Annotated in this window: 17 protein-coding genes; 7 read left to right on the top strand and 10 right to left on the bottom strand. The window is 46.2% G+C overall.

Annotation, left to right across the window (positions count from 1 at the left end; all coding sequences use genetic code 11):
* Positions 1–52 precede the first annotated feature (52 nt).
* The gene (locus KNO86_RS02660; RefSeq protein ID WP_214692668.1) at positions 53–697 is read left to right on the top strand and encodes a DUF975 family protein; all 645 of its coding nucleotides are present in this window, start codon (positions 53–55) and stop codon (positions 695–697) included.
* Between the two features lie 19 nt (positions 698–716).
* Here KNO86_RS02660 and KNO86_RS02655 read toward each other — a convergent pair whose 3' ends face one another.
* From KNO86_RS02655 to KNO86_RS02645, 3 genes are read right to left on the bottom strand one after another with little or no spacing between them, the layout of a single operon-like run.
* Entirely contained in the window at positions 717–944 is a 228-nt protein-coding gene (locus KNO86_RS02655; RefSeq protein WP_214692661.1) for a DUF2188 domain-containing protein, read from the bottom strand.
* A gap of 45 nt (positions 945–989) precedes the next feature.
* Entirely contained in the window at positions 990–1,862 is an 873-nt protein-coding gene (locus tag KNO86_RS02650) for an NAD(P)-dependent oxidoreductase (protein WP_214692659.1), read from the bottom strand.
* Positions 1,859–3,589 carry an ABC transporter ATP-binding protein gene (locus KNO86_RS02645; protein WP_214692657.1) on the bottom strand — a complete coding sequence of 577 codons (1,731 nt, stop codon included), beginning with the start codon at positions 3,587–3,589 and terminating at the stop codon, positions 1,859–1,861. The genes KNO86_RS02650 and KNO86_RS02645 overlap by 4 nt, the downstream gene beginning before the upstream one ends.
* Before the next feature lie 108 nt (positions 3,590–3,697).
* On the opposite strand from KNO86_RS02645, the gene KNO86_RS02640 reads away from it, so the two are divergent.
* The 5 genes from KNO86_RS02640 (at position 3,698) to KNO86_RS02620 (ending at position 10,431) form a co-directional block, all read left to right on the top strand.
* Entirely contained in the window at positions 3,698–4,804 is a 1,107-nt protein-coding gene (locus tag KNO86_RS02640) for an exonuclease SbcCD subunit D (RefSeq protein WP_214692655.1), read from the top strand.
* Positions 4,801–7,809, top strand: coding sequence for an AAA family ATPase (locus KNO86_RS02635; RefSeq protein WP_214692653.1), 3,009 nt, complete (start codon positions 4,801–4,803; stop codon positions 7,807–7,809). The genes KNO86_RS02640 and KNO86_RS02635 overlap by 4 nt, the downstream gene beginning before the upstream one ends.
* A gap of 5 nt (positions 7,810–7,814) precedes the next feature.
* Positions 7,815–8,597, top strand: coding sequence for an AAC(3) family N-acetyltransferase (locus KNO86_RS02630; RefSeq protein ID WP_214692651.1), 783 nt, complete (start codon positions 7,815–7,817; stop codon positions 8,595–8,597).
* Positions 8,598–8,625: 28 nt separating this feature from the next.
* Positions 8,626–9,513 (top strand): alpha/beta hydrolase, encoded by an 888-nt coding sequence (locus KNO86_RS02625; protein WP_214692649.1) that lies wholly within the window; start codon positions 8,626–8,628, stop codon positions 9,511–9,513.
* A gap of 69 nt (positions 9,514–9,582) precedes the next feature.
* Positions 9,583–10,431 (top strand): sulfite exporter TauE/SafE family protein, encoded by an 849-nt coding sequence (locus KNO86_RS02620; protein WP_214692647.1) that lies wholly within the window; start codon positions 9,583–9,585, stop codon positions 10,429–10,431.
* 21 nt (positions 10,432–10,452) lie between these two features.
* Here the strand turns inward: KNO86_RS02620 and KNO86_RS02615 are convergent, their stop codons facing one another.
* The 7 genes from KNO86_RS02615 to KNO86_RS02585 all read right to left on the bottom strand — a co-directional run bounded on the left by KNO86_RS02615 (position 10,453) and on the right by KNO86_RS02585 (position 17,519).
* A complete protein-coding gene (locus KNO86_RS02615; RefSeq protein ID WP_214692645.1) occupies positions 10,453–10,650 on the bottom strand; it encodes a hypothetical protein in 198 nt (65 codons plus the stop codon).
* Positions 10,651–10,713: 63 nt separating this feature from the next.
* Entirely contained in the window at positions 10,714–11,244 is a 531-nt protein-coding gene (locus KNO86_RS02610) for a biotin transporter BioY (RefSeq protein ID WP_214692643.1), read from the bottom strand.
* A 132-nt stretch (positions 11,245–11,376) separates the two neighbouring features.
* On the bottom strand, positions 11,377–12,762 hold the full coding sequence (gene argH / locus KNO86_RS02605) for an argininosuccinate lyase (protein ID WP_214692641.1): 1,386 nt from the start codon (positions 12,760–12,762) through the stop codon (positions 11,377–11,379).
* Positions 12,755–13,969 (bottom strand): argininosuccinate synthase, encoded by a 1,215-nt coding sequence (locus KNO86_RS02600; RefSeq protein WP_214693976.1) that lies wholly within the window; start codon positions 13,967–13,969, stop codon positions 12,755–12,757. Before KNO86_RS02600 ends, argH begins: the two co-directional genes overlap by 8 nt.
* Positions 13,970–14,095: 126 nt before the next feature.
* The gene (locus tag KNO86_RS02595) at positions 14,096–15,238 is read right to left on the bottom strand and encodes a CapA family protein (protein WP_214692639.1); all 1,143 of its coding nucleotides are present in this window, start codon (positions 15,236–15,238) and stop codon (positions 14,096–14,098) included.
* Positions 15,239–15,353: 115 nt separating this feature from the next.
* Positions 15,354–16,841, bottom strand: a complete 1,488-nt coding sequence (gene putP / locus KNO86_RS02590) for a sodium/proline symporter PutP (protein ID WP_285800656.1) — start codon at positions 16,839–16,841, stop codon at positions 15,354–15,356.
* A gap of 120 nt (positions 16,842–16,961) precedes the next feature.
* Complete coding sequence (locus KNO86_RS02585) at positions 16,962–17,519, bottom strand: DNA-3-methyladenine glycosylase I (RefSeq protein ID WP_251126870.1); 558 nt, start codon at positions 17,517–17,519, stop codon at positions 16,962–16,964.
* A gap of 95 nt (positions 17,520–17,614) precedes the next feature.
* On the opposite strand from KNO86_RS02585, the gene KNO86_RS02580 reads away from it, so the two are divergent.
* Positions 17,615–18,235, top strand: a complete 621-nt coding sequence (locus KNO86_RS02580) for a DedA family protein (RefSeq protein WP_214692635.1) — start codon at positions 17,615–17,617, stop codon at positions 18,233–18,235.
* Positions 18,236–18,239 lie beyond the last annotated feature (4 nt).

The following is an 18,239-nucleotide window of genomic DNA, read 5'->3' as shown; positions in this document are numbered from 1 at the left end:
AAAGACTGTTTTTTTGCTATAATGAAAGAAAATACAAAGTGTAGGTGAACTCATGCAATCTTCCGTTTACAAACAATATGCGCTTCGAATGCTCTCAGGAAAATGGGGCATATCATTACTCGTCGTTTTGACTGTCATGGTCATTCAGGCGATGATCACGACACGTCTAGACCTATCAACGAATGACCCTGAAGTCCTCATGACTTCTGTGGCACTTTTGTACGGAGCGACAGTCCTTCTCGCGCCAATCGAGCTCGGGAAGAATTGGGTGTTTCTTCAGGTCGCTAAAGATGAGAAGCCTAAGTTCGGCTTATTGATTGAAGCGTTCGGCTCGCTGAGAGAGTATTCACGAGCGGTGATTTATTACGCAGTGTTTTATTTAGGGCTGAACGTGTTGATGTTATTCCTAATTGTGCCTGGCGTCTGGTTTTATTTGACGTATCGCATCACACCGTTCATCATGCGGGACGAACCAGATTTATCAGCATTCCAAGCCATGCGAAAGAGTCGCCTAATGATGAAAGGGCATAAACAGACGATGTTAAAGCTATTCGCAAGTTTTATCGGATGGTACGCGCTCGTCCTTCTTACTGGGGGACTCGCTTACATCTTTGTCACGCCCTACTTACAGACGGCGATTTCAGGTCTCTATCTAGAAATGAAAGCGTCATATCTCGCAAAACAACCGGTCGGGTAATCCGACCGGTTGTTTACGTTCAATGCTGATCTGTCTTTTTCGGGTTAGGGGCGTCTTCAAAATCTTGTTTTTCTTGTTTAGACGCATCCGCATGCCACTTTTTCGCTTGTTCAGTGGCAATCGGTATCGCTTTCGTCTCAGAGTAGCCTTGTGCGAGCAATGCGTTCGCAATATCAATGGCTTTCTTTTTTACAAGTGGATCGAAGTTTTTCAGTGATTCAGGATAGTCTTTCATGTTCCATGGCACGAAAATCGCCTCCTTCACTCCTACTAATTCCACAAACGGCATGATTCAAACGTCTTGATGAAGGTAATACTCGATGATCGCTTGTGTTCCGTTCTCCCCGTAACCATTTTCTTCGAGAATCGAATAGAGTCGATGAGCGAGTTCGAGTCCAGGTAATTTCACTTGAAGTTCGTTTGCACTCTCGATGGCGAGTGTCATATCCTTAATAAAATGTTTGATGAAGAAACCTGGTGCATAATCTTCAACAATCATCCGTGGAACCAAGTTTTCAAGCGTCCAGCTACCGGCTGCACCTCCACGAATCGTGGGGATGAGCGCTTCCGGGTCAAGTCCTGCTCGTTTACTAAACGCGAACATCTCCGCATTCCCCATCATCGTTCCGGCAATGGCTATCTGGTTGGCGAGTTTCGCATATTGTCCGCTCCCGGCATATCCCATCCGCTCAATGGACTGTCCCATTGCTTCGAATAAAGGTTTTGCCTTATTGAAAGCAAACTCTCCGCCTCCGACCAAAATGGATAGTGTCCCATTTTTTGCACCAATATCTCCACCAGTGACCGGTGCATCGAGCGGAAGAAGACTCCGTTCAATGGCCGTTTCGGCGATTCGTTCGGCAAGTTTTGGTGAGGAGGTTGTCATATCGATCAAGAGCGTACCTGGTTCTGCTGAATCAAGGATATTTCCTTCCCCGAAATAAATCGACTCGACATCTGATGGATAACCGACGATGGTGATGACGGCATCAGCATCTAGACATACCTCTCGAATCGTTTCGCACCATACTACACCTTCCTCTAATAGCGAGGCAGCCTTCTCTTTCGTTCTCGTATAAGCTTTTACGTCAAAACCATGCTTCATCAAATTTCGTACCATAGATTGGCCCATGACCCCGAGACCGATAAACCCGATTGTTTTCATGTAGATTGTCCCCCTAGTAATTGTTGTGAGACGAGACGCTGATAAAGTGCGTTCTCGTTTAAAAGTTGCTCGTGTTTCCCAACCCCGCTGATGCGTCCATCTTCTAACACAACGATTTGGTTGGCATGTCTGACGGTCGATAAGCGATGGGCGATCACGAGTGTGGTTCTCCCGACCATCAGACGATCGAGCGCTTCCTGGACGACGCGTTCTGATTCTGAATCCAGACTCGACGTTGCTTCGTCGAGCAGTAAAATTTGCGGATTACGTAACAATGCCCTGGCAATCGCAAGACGCTGTCGTTGTCCACCTGACAAGCGAATACCACGTTCTCCAATCTCCGTCTCGAGCTGATTCGGCATCAATTCGATAAATGACCATGCGTTTGCCATTTCACACGCCTCTTTGATTTCCACATCACTCACTTCACGTTGAAGACCATAGACGATGTTTGTCCGAACAGAACCCGACAAGACGGGAGAGTCTTGAGCGACATAACCAACGACTTGACGCCATGTATCCCGGCCATATGTTTGAATGTCGCGATTGCCGTACCGAATTGATCCCTGCGTTGGTGTGTAAAATTGTTCGACGAGCGAAAAAAGTGTCGTTTTGCCGGCGCCGCTTCGACCGACGATGGCGGTCGTTGCGCCCGGTGAAACGTGAAGAGAGAGTCCTTGGAGAACGGGCTCCGTCCCATAATGAAAGGTCACATCCTCGAAAGAGAGGTCAGCCTGCTCGATGGATTCTTGATATGTGCTGTACGGTTCAGGACGGACATCTAATAATTCAGCGATTCGTTCAGTTGCGCCACGTGCTTTTTGTAGTCTCGTCAAAAATTCACTCATGGTGATCAGTGGAGTGATGATTTGGAATACATAGAGCATGAATGCGAGCAGTTCACCCGTCGATAAGGCCCCTGTCGAGACACGATACGCTCCAAATCCGAGTATGGCAATCAACATCCCTGTCAACGTCACGTTGAGGAGAGGGATGAGAATGGCTTGAATCCGTCCTTCTTTCACACCATAATCAAACAACGTTTCGATTTTCACTTTCCCGGTCCGCACTTCCATTTGTTCTGTCGCCTGCGACTTGACGAGACGGATTTCACCGAGCAGTTCCGCAAAGAATCCGGACAGGTTACCGAGCTCCTGTTGCGTTTCTTTTGCAATGACTCGAAGCTTTCGGCCGAGTGGAATGACGATGACAAGCGTCGTCGGCACTGAAAACAAGATGACGAGTGTCATTTGCCAATCGAGCGTGAACAAGATGGCGACGGCACCGATGACCGAAACGAAAGAGGTCAACAAGCGGACACTTTGCTCGGACAACAGCTGTTGTAGTGTAGTCGTGTCATTGTTCAAGCGGGAGACGAGTTCTCCCGATTTGATCCCATCATAAAAAGGGATGGGCAGTTTGATGAGGTGGTCCCACAATGTCGTCCGAAGATTGGCGACGACACGTTGACCGACAATATGTAGCCAGTAAATCGATAACGCGCTCGTAATGACCTGGACGAGAAAGGCAATGATAAAGTATGCAATCCATTCAGGCGTCAACAGGTCACTACTCCAACGGTCAACGACGCGTTGAAGAATGAGTGGAATCGCTAGCGATGCAACGGCTTGAAGGAGCGAAATCAGAATAGCTCCAACAAACAATCCTTTAGGAGGGTTCGCGATTTTAAAAAGTTGGAAAAACGTTTTCCATGTCGATGAATTCATTTTGAACAAACCTCCTCTCTCTTTACTTTCGCTGTTTCAAAATCGGGTGTCAAGACGTCGAATCGAACGATTGAGTCATGCTAGAATAAGAAAGAGAGGTGATACATGATGAAATGGATTCACACGGCCGATTGGCATCTAGGTAAGATTGTCCATGGTCGTCATATGACAGAAGATCAGCGGAATATTTTATTCCATTCGTTTTTACAAATCGTTGATGAGGAAAAACCAGATGCGGTCATCATCGCTGGGGATTTGTATGACCGGGCCGTCCCACCCGTCGAGGCTGTCGATTTGCTCGATGAGATGTGGCGAGAGTTGGTGTTGAAGCGAGAAATCCCGGTCGTCGCTATCGCGGGAAATCATGACTCAGCGGAGCGTCTCGACTATAGTTCAAAATTGTTGAAACAAGTAGGATTACATATCGTTGGTAAATTAAACACAGAAGCTGGTCCGCTTGAAGTGGCCGGGATTCCGTTTTACCCAATCCCGTTTCTTGAGCCGGCACGTGTTCGGCACATACTAGGAAACGAAACGATTCGCACGCACCATGACGCGTTGGAGGCCGTCATCGAAGCATACGGAACCATTGAGAAGAATGCGGTCTCAGTGGGCCATAGTTTTGTCGCAGGAGGACTTGAGACCGATTCGGAGCGCCAGTTATCGGTCGGTACCGCCGGACAGGTCGCGAAAGGGCTATATGACCCGTTCTCATATACGGCTCTTGGACATCTACATAATCGTGATGCGATTCGTTCAGAACGGATTGCATACAGTGGTTCTCTCATAAAATACTCTTTCTCTGAGGTCAATCATGAGAAATCGGTAGATATTTTGGAGTGGGACGGACACTGGAAACGTAGACGTCGAACGTTGACGCCAGAACGGGACATGAGACAGATCACAGGAACGTTGGATGAGTTACTCGCACCTTCGTTTTATCAACAACAACAAACCGATGATTATTTGAAAATCGTGTTGACCGATGACAAAGCACTTTTTGATCCGATGGCAAAGCTTCGGACCGTTTATCCGAATATTCTTCATCTTGAACTGGAACTGTTACGACGCCAAGAACAGACGTCAACATTTGAACGGGAAACGCTCGAACGACAATCTGTCGAAGAGGTATATTTACAGTTCTTTGAAGCTGTACACGACCGAACGGCCTCGGATGCCGTCAAACAAATGATTGAAGAAGGTGATGTCAGATGAGACCGGTCGAATTGAAGATTCAAGCATTCGGACCGTATGCGGAACGAGAAACGATTGACTTCACACAATTAGTTGGACGCTCAATGTTTGTTGTGAGTGGTCGGACGGGTGCAGGGAAGACAACCATCTTTGATGCGATGACGTTCGCATTATACGGACGGGCCAGCGGGACGCTTCGCAATGCCAGTGATTTCAGAAGTCAATTCGCACAACCTGAGTTGAAGACGGAGGTCGACTTTTCGTTTACGATTCGCGGTGACCACTATCGAATCGTGAGACAACCTCAACAACCTCACCCGAAAAACAAGACACCGATCCCACATGAGGCTGTTTTGTATGAATGGGAGGATGGTTGGAAGCCGATCGCGACAAAAGTGAACGAGGTTCAAGAGGAAGTCGAGTCGATTTTACAACTTTCATATGAACAATTCAGTCAAATCTTGTTACTTCCTCAAAACCAATTTAGACAATTGCTCGATTCGAACTCAAATGAGAAACAACAAATCCTGCAATCTATTTTCAAGACGGAGGCGTATCGTGCTTTCCAGGAGAAGTGGGCAGAACGTCTCAGCACATACCGGAAACAAGTCGAATGGGAGGTCGAGCGAACCCGTCTCAAGTTACTAGAGCTCGAAGATGAAGCGATCGAAGAGATTTCGACGAAATCGATTGATGTGATCCATCAGTGGCTAGACGAGCGCGAACAACGTTTGATTACAACCGTTGAGTCCGCAACAGAACAAAAACAGGGTCATTCGAAGAAGCTCGAACAGGCGCGTACCGAATTAGAACAAGCAAAAGCGCTTGTCAGTTTATTTCAAGAACAGCAAGAAACCTTGCAAGCTCTTGATTTATTTTTAAAAGGCGAGACAGAACGAATCGAACGTCACGAGTTGTTGCGACATTTAGAGGCAGCAGCGAACATTCGTCCAGTCTATGACCGATTATTAGAAATGAAGAAACATGTGCAACGACTGACGGTGGAGGAACAAGCATCTTCTAAAAAACTCGAACAATTACAACAAAAGCAATCTTCACTATCGGAGCAGCAATCTGCAATTGAAGAGAATAAACAAGTAATCTTATCCCTTCAAGAGCGACTTCGGTTAATTGATGAGATGTTACCGCGAATGAAAGAGCGGGCAGAATACGTGACATTACGTGAGCAACTGATGAAACGTGCGAATGAATTAAGCGCCTTTTCCAAAGAGGCTCGGCTCCAAGAACTTCAAGTCCACGAACAACAATTAGTGAAAACGTTATCGATTGAACCTGAAGAACGTGCAGTTGATGCGGAGCGACATGTCGACCGATTGATGTATTTGGTCAAACTTGAGACGAAGGTGAATGAGTTATCAAATCAGCTCTCCACTTGTGAGCGGTCCGGAAAAGAAGTGCAGCGACTGCATGCCATCCAGCAAGAAGTGATGGCGAAGTACAAACAACAAGAACAGATGAATGCGGCAAGACAACTGAGTGAAACTCTTGAAGAAGGTGAGCCTTGCCCTGTATGCGGCTCTCGTCACCATGATGTCCCACAGTTCGAAGACTTGCTTGAATCTATGGATGAAGAAGTGGAGGCGAAGGCACGTCTTGAGGAATTGACGACTCAATTGATTGAAGCGAGATCCGATTATCGTTCGCTCCATTCTCGGCTTGAAGAGGCTCGACGAGAATTTGATGAGGTTTCGAAAGATATTCAGGTGGATGGATTACTATCAGAAGAAGTCAAGAAATGGCAAGCGCATGTGGATCGCCTACAACGTGAAGAGCGGACGCGTCTCGAGAATGAACGAACGCTTCGCCAACTCACCGGTGAAATGCGACAACTTGAAGAAGAGCGACGTAACCAATTTGAAGAGCGTCAACGTGTCCTCACAGAACTTGAAGCGATACAACAAAAACTGAATGCGCTCGGTCAAACAGAGGAAACAACGTTAGAACAATTACAGACCGAGCGGACAGACCGACAAGATCGTCTCACCATACTTACGAAAAAAATTGAAGCGTTCGACCATGACTTTGAAATCGTCAAAAAGGAAACGTGGAAAGAAGAAGAGCGGCTCACTTTAATGCGGCAACAGCTTTCTGATGCGATGGAGCAATACGATTCACAAAAGACGACTTGGAATAAGCAATTAGAAGTCGCTCAGTTGAACCAGGGGCGGTACGAACAATTAGCTGATCGAATCGATCAGCGAACGAATATCCGTGAGAACTTACAACGTGAAGAAGAGGAAGGTGTCCGGTTACGACACCGCATCCAGATGATTGAGGGGAAATTAGGAAATGTAGCACAACCAGACCTTCAGTCGATTGAAACGAAGGTGAACGAAGCCAAGGATTTATACGAGCGAGCATCAGAACATCTCATCACCTCACAAGAAGCCTTGTCTAGACACCGTCAAATCATCTCCGAGTGGAATACGCTTCGTAAGGACACAGCACGTGAAGAACAGAAGTTAGAAACCATCAAGTTGATTGCAGAAACCGGAAAAGGCATCAATCCGCAAAAAATGACGTTTGAAACATATGTACAAACGGCGTTCTTCGACCAGATTTTACATGCGGCGAACATTCATTTGGACCAGATGACAAGCGGTCAGTTTCGACTAGAGCGAAAAGTGGAGACGGCAAAAGGGAATGCCAAGTCCGGACTTGAACTTCTCGTATTCGATGCGTACACCGGTCAATCACGCCGTGTACAAAACCTTTCCGGAGGGGAAGGTTTTAAAGCGTCTCTCTCACTCGCGCTTGGTCTAGCAGAAGTGGTGCAACAGTTGAGCGGTGGTGTGAGTCTTGAAACGATGCTCATCGATGAAGGATTCGGGACGCTTGATGCCGAATCTTTAGACCAGGCAATCGAATTATTGATGTCGCTTCAGGCAACAGGTCGACTTGTCGGGGTCATCAGTCATGTCCAAGAATTGAAAGATCGCGTCGATGCCCGAATCGAAGTGAAAAAATCTAGAAGCGGGTCAACGATCCAGCTGATTGTGGAGTGATCGAAATGAAACAGATGGTGACGAAGTCAAGTCTCATCAATCATTTGAAAGAAGCAGGAATTCAACGAGGAGAGTCTTTATTTGTTCATACCTCGCTTTCAAAACTCGGATGGGTATGTGGTGGTGCGCAGACTGTAATCGAGGCATTGCAAGAAGTGGTGGGGCCATCAGGACTTCTCATGATGGCGACCCAAACCGGAGACAATTCAGATCCGGCTGAATGGGAAGCACCGCCTGTTCCGGTTGAGTGGTGGCAGACGATTCGTGCCGAAATGCCACCTTATGAAAAAGAAAAGACATCAACCCGTGGGATGGGGCGTGTCCCCGAACTGTTCCGGAACTATCCGAACGTTTATCGAAGCGAACATCCGATGTGGTCTGTCGCCGCATGGGGTGAAGAAGCACAAACAATTGTGTCTGGTCACTCGATTGACGTCGGCTTCGGTCCAGGTTCACCAATCGAACGAATGATTGAACGAAATGCACGTGTTCTTCATCTCGGGTCGCCACTTGATGCGACGACACTTTGGCACTATGCGGAGTATGGGATTGATGGTCCGACAAAAATGTTCGGTTGTGCTTTGATCGAACAAGGCGAACGCGTGTGGCGAACGTTTGAACACACAGATGTGAATAGTGATCCATTTGGTGCAATCGGCGAAAATATCGTCAAACAGAGAGATGTCCATATGTTTACCGTCAATGATGCGACATGCTATTTGATTCCAGCTAATACGTGGGAGCCAGTGCAACATGCGCTCATCGCGCTTCGAAGCTGGTTAAGATAATGAATGTAGAATCGAGGGGAAGAAATAGATGAATCGTTGGATGAAACTATTGAGTATTGCGGTTCTAGTCATCTTACTGGTGGCCGGATTGGCTATCGGTGGAATCTCGGCACATATTGGTGACCAATTAACATCACCTGAGCGAGAGACGTTGACCTACACACCGAAGTCACTTGGATTGAAATATGAGAACGTGACCATTCAATCAAAAGAAGGGCATGACTTGTATGGGTGGTGGATTCCCCATCCTACGCCACGTGCGACAATTGTATTTGCTCATGGGTATGGAAAGAACCGAGAACAGGAGGATCTCCCTTTAAAAGAGTTGATGCCCGAGTTTCATGAGCAAGGATATCAATTTTTAACGTTCGATTTTCGCGGATCTGGGATTTCAGAAGGAGACCGGGTAACGGTCGGCGCGAAAGAACAATCGGACTTACAAGCTGCCATCCAATACGCAAAAGGTCGATCAGAGGGCCCAATCGTACTTTACGGAATCTCCATGGGAGCGGCGACGGCCCTCTCTACGGCAGATGATGTGGAAGTAGCCGCAGTCATCGCAGACAGTCCGTTCAGTGATTTACGGAACTACCTTGAGACAAATCTCCCCGTATGGAGTGATCTCCCGAACGTTCCATTCACACCCGTCATCATGACAGTGACCCCTTGGTTCACTGGACTGGATGCGGAGGTTGTTTCACCGATTCAAGATATCAAATCAATCGAAGCACCGATTTTATTGATTCATAGTAAAGGTGACGATGCGATTCCTGTCTCAGAAAGTGAAAAGCTTGCAAGCGCGCAGGATGGTGTCGAACTATGGGTGACGGAAAACGATGGTCATGTCGGATCGTATCAATCATTCCAGACTGAATACCGTCAAAAGATTTTCGATTTTCTAGAACGATCATTGTGAGCAAAGGGGCGCAATTGGCGCCCCTTTTTGATATGATTGCAAACGAGAACAATGAAAGAAGGGTGCAAAATGGACTTATTACAACTATTACAGTTTCTCTTGCTCGGTACATTGATCGGGATATTGAGCGGCTTCTTCGGAATCGGTGGTGGCATCTTGCTCACGCCACTCCTCCTTGTTTTCGGTTATGAAGCAAGTGCGGCAATCGCACTTAGTCTCATGTTGACGCTCGGTTCGACGACGGCAGGGACAATCTCGCACATTCGTTTACGAAACGTGAACGTGTCACACGCGTTATGGATTGGTGTGTTCGGGATTGTCGGGACTTGGATTGCCACTCCGCTCGTCTTTTTCTTAGAAGGGGTGGACGGCGCGACACTGATCATCTCACTCGTCTACATTGCGTTACTTACGTACTTTGCGATTTCATTCTTCCGGTCGAAACAGCATGTCGAAGGGAGTGTCGGGACAGCTTCTGTACCACGACTTGGGATCATCGGTGTCTTTGCAGGATTTATCTCTTCTTTGATGGGGGTAAGTGGTGGCTTTGTATTGACGCCGCTTCAAGTCAAGCTACTGAACACTGAAATGAAGCGTGCAGTCGGAACGAGTATTTCAGCAGCTCTCCTCATCGTAATTTCAGGCGTAATCAGCTATGCCGTGGCAGGTGCTGAAACGAATTACTGGCATGGACTCGCATTAATCGCAGGTGCGATGATTGGATCTCCGTTCGGAGCCAAACAGTTACAGCGTTTCAGTTCACAACATGTCAAAAAAGCATTAGGTGGCTTCTATGTCACGGTCGCATTTAGTGTGGCGCTCAATTTAGTCGGATGGAATACAGCTTCACTTATACTTCTCGTCACACTAGCACTTCTCTTTATCATCACGCTCATCATTCGACCACGCAAAAAATGAACCCCGTCTTTGGACGGGGTTTTAACGTCTGGCGATATGGTCAATGTTTTCTTGAATCTCTCCAACTTTCGCTTTTGCTTCGCGGAGTCTGCGCTCAAATGCTTCTGTGTCACGTTTCTCATGAGACGACTTGTCAACTCCTTGACGTTGCCCTTTGTCAGAGCGTTGATAAAAGTGGGTCGCTTTTTGTAAGCGTTTTTTAAACGTCGAGTCGCTCATAGGGACACCCCCTTCCATACTTCATTTATTCCACATATGGAAACGGGCGAAACGTTCGAACGTTTAAGAAGCGAGGGAACGACGAATTTGAACGTTCTGAGAAATTTTCACAGCTAAGATCGCAGCAAGTACGGCTTTGAGTGAATCTCCAAGAATAAACGGGATATTCACCTTGAGCGCATCAATGAACGACATACCGAGAACGATCTCGAGCCCGATGCTTCCAAGTAGGTATACAAGCCCCAAACCGAATAACAAGTTGTAGCCAATCAATGCTGGGATGGAGCGATGCCGCTCGCTGAACCAGCCAATGAAGAAAGCGGCGATTGGAAATCCAATTAAATATCCGACGGTTGGTCCAACGAAGGGAGCAAGACCTCCTTGACCACTCAGTACGGGAAGTCCGATTAAGCCGAGTAGGAGGTAGACGATGACTGCCAAAAATCCTTTTCGTGCACCGAATACGCCGGCGATTGTCATGATAGCCAGTGTTTGAAGAGTGATCGGAACGGGTCCGATCGGTATTTCGATGAAACCGACACTTGCGATAAGTGCTGCCCCGAAGGCAATTTGAGTCATATCTTGAATCTTCATATGTAAACCCCTTTTCAGTTAACGTTAACAATATAAAAGTTAACATGAGATTAAAGAGTTGGCAAGTCATTTCTTAAGTCTAGGTCAACAAGAAAAAACCTCGTCTCAGCAATCATACTGAGACAAGGGTCATTAAGAAGGTATGACATTCATACATTCCGAAGCTTCTTTCAACTGTTCGCGAACAGCATCAAAGCCTGTACCGCCATAACTATTGCGACGCGCGACCGCTTGTTCAGGGGTCAAAGCGTGATACACGTCCTCTTCAATCAAGTCAGAATGTGTTTGGAACACAGACAATGGAAGCTCACGTAAATATAAGCGTTCATCGACGCAATATTTGACGAGTTTCCCAGTTACTTCATGCGCTTCACGGAACGGCATGCCTTTAGCTGTCAAATAATCAGCAAGTTCAGTGGCGTTTGAAAAATCGTGCTCTGTTGCTTGCTTCATCGTGTCCGGATGGAACGTCAATTCGTTCATCATCCCGGCCATGATGCTGAGTGAGCCTTGAACAGTCTTAACCGTGTCAAACATGCCTTCTTTATCTTCTTGCAAATCTTTATTATACGCGAGCGGAAGTCCTTTCATGAGCGTCAATAATCCCATCAAGTTTCCGATGACGCGTCCCGATTTTCCACGTACGAGTTCAGCCATGTCTGGGTTTTTCTTCTGTGGCATCATACTCGATCCGGTAGAGAATGTATCGGACACAGTAATGAAGCGGTATTCTTCACTAGCCCAAAGAATTAACTCCTCACAAAAGCGTGAGAGGTGCATCATAAGCATCGATGCGTTCGACAAGAATTCGAGAATAAAATCACGATCGCTCACTGCGTCTAAGCTGTTCGGATAGACTCGATCAAAGCCGAGAAGTTCAGCCGAACGAGCTCGGTCAATCGGGAACGTCGTCCCAGCGAGAGCTCCGGCTCCTAGAGGAGACCAGTTAATTCGCTTCAAACTGTCTGTGAAGCGTTCTTTGTCACGTTCGAGCATCCAAAAATAGGCGAGTAAGTGATGTGCCAAAGAGATTGGCTGTGCACGTTGGAGGTGCGTATAGCCAGGCATGATCGTCTCTACGTTTTCTGAAGCGTGTGCATGCAATTCAACTTGAAGTGACTCAATCAATTGAATCACTTCTTTCACACGTTCTTTCAAGTAAAGATGCATGTCTGTAGCAACTTGATCGTTACGACTACGTGCCGTATGCATTTTTCCGGCAACCGGTCCAATTTCTTCATGAAGCAATGCCTCTAAATTCATATGGATGTCTTCATGATACACTTCGAACGCCAACTCGCCAGCGATAGCCTTCTGCTTAAGTTTTTGTAATCCCTCAAGAATTTGAGTGACTTCCTCTTTTGAGAGGATATTTCGGTCTCCGAGCATCGTCACATGTGCCATGCTACCTTCTAAATCTTCAAGGACGATTTGAGCGTCGAATTCAATCGAGGCGCCGAACGCATCGACCCAATCACTGGCCGTCTTTTCAAAACGTCCTCCCCATAATTTACTCATGAATGAACGCTCCTTTTTCCATCAATACCTCTGACTGAACTTTTGTCGGCAAGCCCCAAAGCTTGATAAATCCGACAGCGGCTTGTTGATCAAACGTGTCCGCCGAAGTATATGTCGCAAGCTCCTCATCATATAGTGAAATCGGTGACTTACGACCGTCTACGATTGCTTGGCCTTTGAAGAGTTTCATCCGAACGGTACCTGTGACAGTCTGTTGTGTCTCATCGATGAATGCGAGTAGTGCCTTTGTGAGAGGTGAATACCACAATCCGTTATAAATCGTCTCAGTCAATTTTTGCTCGACGATTGGTTTGAAGTGAGCTACTTCACGTACAAGTGTTAATGCCTCAAGGGCTTTATGGGCCGTGATCAGTGTCATCGCACCAGGAGCTTCATATACTTCACGTGATTTGATACCGACGACACGGTTCTCAATGTGGTCGATTTTACCAACTCCATGCGCCCCGGCGACGATATTTAACTCTTTTAAGATATCTGTGAACGATTGGTTCTTCCCATTGATGGCTACCGGTACCCCATTCTTAAATTCGATTTCAAGGTATGTCGGTTCATGAGGTGTATCTTCAAGCGCTGCTGTTAACTCATAAGCACTTTCCGGCGGTGCCGCCCAAGGGTCTTCTAAGATGCCACATTCGATCGCCCGCCCCCAGATGTTTTGATCAATAGAGAAAGGTTCTTCTTGAACGATTGAAATTGGGATATTGTGTTTTGCCGCGTATGCAATCTCCTCTTCACGAGACCATTTCCATTCCCGTACCGGTGCAACAATTTCAAGTGATGGATCAAGTGCATGGATGGACACTTCGAAACGGACTTGGTCGTTTCCTTTTCCTGTACAGCCGTGGGCCACAGCGACTGCACCTTCTGCTTGTGCCACTTCGACCAACTTTTTCGAGATGAGTGGGCGTGATAGAGCAGATACGAGTGGATATACACCTTCATACAGCGTATGCGCCTGCATCGAGTAGCGTGCGAAGTCGGTCACGAATTCATCGACCGCGTCGATAACGAGTGATTTTTTTGCCCCGACTTTCATTGCTTTTTGTTGAATTTTTTCTAAGTCCTTTCCTTCCCCGACGTTTAAACATACCGCGATGACATCATATCCTTGTTCATCCAACCATTTAATTGCAACCGAAGTATCAAGTCCGCCTGAGTAAGCCAATACGAGTTTCTGTTTCAAAATGTAAGCACCCCTTATGAATAATTATTAATCTATGTTTATAAATATACGAATTAGTGTAAGGGATAATACCCGATGTGGCAACCTTTTTTTGAAAATAAAAATGACCACGAAAGATATTCGTGGTCATCATTGTTCGATTGTAAGCTCTGGTAACCATTGCGACATATGTTCGCTGACAGGAGAGAAGAGCTCGGGTTTTGCTGATTGTAACGGGACGATTTCATAATGTCCTTCTGATGATTTCTGTGTAAATGTTGGATAAAACATCGGATTTTTCAATTCGAACGTTGAAACATCGTCTTCGGTCGTTTTGACAACGTCAATTCCGATGATCCCACCCGTATTCCGATCATCGCCTTGTTGTCCAGATAGGAAGTTACCGAGTGAATACACGACGAATGTTTGATTGCCATCAGCTCCCTCAAGCATCTTCGGTGGTTGTAGGACGTGTGGGTGGTGACCGATGATGATATCGACACCGAGGTCTGAAAGAGTTTGAGCAAGCTCAGTCTGACTTTCGTTCGGTAACGTTTCGTATTCTGTTCCAAAATGTAAGGATACGACGGTCAAATCGGTAGTTTGTTCTGCTTTCTCGATTTCAGGGCGCATTTGCTCGAGGTCGATATAGTTGACGTGGTATGGCTGTTTTGGAATTACGCCGTTCGTTCCGTACGTATAGGCTAAAAAGGAAAAGGAAATCTCGTTCGCGGTCAATGTACGGATGTTTGCCTTATCTTCAGCAGATAAGAAGGAACCGGTGTAAGGCATTCCGATTTCATTCCAGTGACCAATCGAATTCTCAATCGCACGAACCCCGCGATCTAGCGTATGATTGTTCGCCGTCGTGACTAAATCAATCCCGGCACGTTGCAAAGCATCGCCAATCTCAAATGGGCTGTTAAAAGCCGGATAGCTCGACAACCCAATTTCGCTCCCGCCAATCATACTCTCTTGGTTAGCGATTGCGATATCCGCTCGTTCTAAAATCGGCGCGACTTGTTCAAAAGAAGTGTCAAAATCATATCCGTCATTGACACGGGCTGCGCTGTATACCGAATCGTGTAGCAATACATCACCAATAGCATAGATGGATGCCGTCGTGACGGTTGGCTCAGGTTCGGAAGGGGGCTCTTCTACAGGTGTCTCGACGATTGGCTCTTCGGTTTCAACTAGAGGTTCTTGATTTGTCGATGAAGATTGACCACAACCGAATAATAGAATCAGGCTTGAAGCGAATGTGAGATGAGAGATGGTTTTAAAGGGTTTCATCAAAAATCTCCTTTTCAAAATGGAATTAATCTTAATATATATATAGTATTCGTTAAAAATCTATAAAACTCCTTGTACATAAAAATGGCAGGTCAAGAAAGACCTGCCGAGAAGATTATTTAATATGTTCTTTCACCATGTCACGCATTTGGTCGAATTCACGTTGAATGACCTCACTTGGTGGAGGCGTCATTAAACTAACGACATAAATGGCGAGTGCCGACAGGAAGAATGCTGGAATCATCTCATAGAGCGTTCCGAACGTTCCAAACAATGAAGCAGCATAGTTCTTCCAAAGGATGACGACAAATGCACCAGTCAACATCCCGGCAAGGGCGCCTTGACGAGTTGTCCGTTTCCAGAAGAGACTAAACAGGATGAGCGGTCCGAACGATGAACCGAATCCTGCCCAAGCATAACCGACAAGGTTCAAGATTGTGTCATCTGCATCGAGCGCAAGGACAATTGATACGACCGATACGAGAATAACAGTGATTCGACCGACCATGACGAGCTCACGGTCTCCTGCGTCCTTACGGAAGAATTTTTGATAGAAGTCCGTCGTTGCTGCACTAGAAGAGACGAGCAATTGTGATGAAATCGTCGACATGATGGCAGCGAGTAAAGCCGCCAATAATACACCTGTGACTAAATCAGGGAACAATAGATCCGATAAGTTAATAAAAATATTTTCAGGATTATCTATTGTCAGTCCTTGTTGCGTGTAATAAGCAAGTCCAAACAATCCGGTCGCCATCGCCCCGACGACGGTGAAAACCATCCATGAAATTCCGATACGACGTGCCGTTTTTATGTCTTCTAATTTCCCGATTGCCATAAAACGAACAATGATATGGGGTTGGCCAAAATAGCCGAGTCCCCATGCAAATAAAGAAATGATTCCAATGAGCGATTGACCCGTCCATGGGTCGAGTAACGCTTCATCGATATCCCGAACCGTGTCTAATGCGTTCGACACACCATCTGTCGCCATGATGGCGATTGCCGGTACAAAAATGAGTGCGAAAAGCATGATGAGTCCTTGAACAAAATCTGTCCAGCTAACGGCTAGAAATCCACCGATGAACGTATACAAAATGATGATTGAGGCGAGAATAATGACTCCCGTTACGAATTCGATGTCGAAGACGGCATTGAATAGTCGACCACCTGCAACGAACCCGCTCGTCGCATACAAAGTGAAAAAGATGAGGGTGACGGCAGCAGAAAAGGAACGTAATAATCCTTTTGAGTCTTTGAACCGCTTCTCAAAAAAGTCTGGAATCGTGATCGCATCATCCGATATGTAAGAATAAATGCGTAATCTTGGAGCGACCAACAACCAGTTTAAATAGGCGCCAATTGTCAACCCGATGACAATCCAACCGCTTGAGATTCCCGTTGCATACATCGCGCCAGGTAAGCCCATCAAGAGCCATCCACTCATGTCAGACGCGCCGGCCGATAAGGCTGCTACGCCGGGACCAAGTGCTCGTCCACCTAACATATAATCACCAATACTACTTGTTCTGCGATACGCGATGATCCCAAGTAAGACCAGCAGTGCCATGTATACGACAATGGACACTAAAATTCCGTTCATCAACATCCCCCCGAAAGATAAAAAATATGAAAACGCTTTCAGTGATAGAGTATCACTTTGTCAAAATATTGTCACAACAATAGGGGAGATGTAAAGATTTTTTTGATAGCTGGTCTTAACTTATCGAAATGCACAAGAGGTAAGATGGTCATTGACGAGACCGGTTGCTTGTAAGTGGGCATATACCGTGGTCGGACCTAAAAATTTGAATCCACGTCGTTTCAGGTCTTTACTCAATCGCTCAGACAGTTCTGTCGAAGCGGGGACTTCTTCAAGCCGTTCCCATGCATTGATGATGGTTTCGTTGTCTACAAATGACCAGATATATGAATCGAATGAACCAAACTCTTCTTGTATCTTCATGAACTGTTTCGCATTATTGATGGAGGCTTCGATTTTTCGGCGGTTCCGGACGATGCCGCTGTCTGTCATCAATCTTTCGATATATTCTTCAGAAAAACGAGCTACTTCGTTTACATCGAAATTCGCATACGCGGAGCGGTAGTTTTCACGCTTTCTTAAAATCGTGATCCAGCTGAGTCCAGCCTGTGCACTCTCAAGCGTCAGGCACTCAAAATGTTTTTGGTCATCATGGACAGGTTTGCCCCATTCCTCGTCGTGATAGTGGACGTAGAGCGGGTCAGACCCGCACCACGGACAACGAAATAATTCTTCCAACTCAATCAACTCCTCTTTTTTCATAAGTGTAGCATGTCTCAACGGTTATCGATTAGAAAGGATGGGTATAATGTGTGGGAATGGAGGCATCAATAATGAGTGATTGGATGATTTCGATTATTGAACAGTACGGATACATAGGAATTGCGTTCATGATTTTCATTGAGAACGTTTTTCCGCCAATCCCTTCTGAAGTCGTATTACTCTTTGGAGGTTTTTTTGCCGTAAAGACGAACTTGTCCATCACGCTCGTCATCGTGGCATCGACAGTTGGAGCCATATTAGGAGCAGTCTTATTATACGGACTAGGTCTGTTATTTGATGTTGAGCAAATTGAGAAGTGGACGAAGAAATACGGGAAGTGGATACGTCTTGATATTCAAGACGTCAAAAAAGCAGATGCCTGGTTCGATCGATACGGAGGGTGGATGGTCTTCTTTGGTCGATTGATGCCGGTCGTTCGAAGCCTCATCTCAATTCCAGCAGGTATGTCGAATATGCCATTCTTAAAATTTTTGCTTTTCAGCACTGCTGGAACAGCGATTTGGAACACAATCTTGGTCTTGGTCGGAATGAAAGTCGGTGAGAACTGGCAAGATATACTCGCCTATCTAGATGCCTATTCTTATACGATTTACGGTCTGTTGCTCGTTGGGTTGATCGGATACCTCATCTGGCGAAAAAAGCGACATGCTAAAAAAGCAGTAAAAGAATGAATGA

This window comes from Exiguobacterium sp. s160 (genome assembly GCF_018617575.1).
GTDB lineage: Bacteria > Bacillota > Bacilli > Exiguobacteriales > Exiguobacteriaceae > Exiguobacterium > Exiguobacterium aestuarii_A.
The sequence above is the reverse complement of the archived record's forward strand: the minus strand, read 5'-3'. Positions and strand labels throughout refer to the sequence as shown.

Coding starts and splice junctions, on each gene's coding strand:
- KNO86_RS02645 (WP_214692657.1), bottom strand. CDS start 3,589: ATGAATTCATCGACATGGAAAACGTTTTTCCAACTTTTTAAAATCGCG.
- KNO86_RS02610 (WP_214692643.1), bottom strand. CDS start 11,244: ATGAAGATTCAAGATATGACTCAAATTGCCTTCGGGGCAGCACTTATC.
- KNO86_RS02640 (WP_214692655.1), top strand. CDS start 3,698: ATGAAATGGATTCACACGGCCGATTGGCATCTAGGTAAGATTGTCCAT.
- KNO86_RS02595 (WP_214692639.1), bottom strand. CDS start 15,238: ATGAAACCCTTTAAAACCATCTCTCATCTCACATTCGCTTCAAGCCTG.
- KNO86_RS02615 (WP_214692645.1), bottom strand. CDS start 10,650: ATGAGCGACTCGACGTTTAAAAAACGCTTACAAAAAGCGACCCACTTT.
- KNO86_RS02620 (WP_214692647.1), top strand. CDS start 9,583: ATGGACTTATTACAACTATTACAGTTTCTCTTGCTCGGTACATTGATC.
- KNO86_RS02650 (WP_214692659.1), bottom strand. CDS start 1,862: ATGAAAACAATCGGGTTTATCGGTCTCGGGGTCATGGGCCAATCTATG.
- argH (WP_214692641.1), bottom strand. CDS start 12,762: ATGAGTAAATTATGGGGAGGACGTTTTGAAAAGACGGCCAGTGATTGG.
- putP (WP_285800656.1), bottom strand. CDS start 16,841: ATGAACGGAATTTTAGTGTCCATTGTCGTATACATGGCACTGCTGGTC.
- KNO86_RS02625 (WP_214692649.1), top strand. CDS start 8,626: ATGAATCGTTGGATGAAACTATTGAGTATTGCGGTTCTAGTCATCTTA.
- KNO86_RS02660 (WP_214692668.1), top strand. CDS start 53: ATGCAATCTTCCGTTTACAAACAATATGCGCTTCGAATGCTCTCAGGA.
- KNO86_RS02580 (WP_214692635.1), top strand. CDS start 17,615: ATGAGTGATTGGATGATTTCGATTATTGAACAGTACGGATACATAGGA.
- KNO86_RS02630 (WP_214692651.1), top strand. CDS start 7,815: ATGAAACAGATGGTGACGAAGTCAAGTCTCATCAATCATTTGAAAGAA.
- KNO86_RS02635 (WP_214692653.1), top strand. CDS start 4,801: ATGAGACCGGTCGAATTGAAGATTCAAGCATTCGGACCGTATGCGGAA.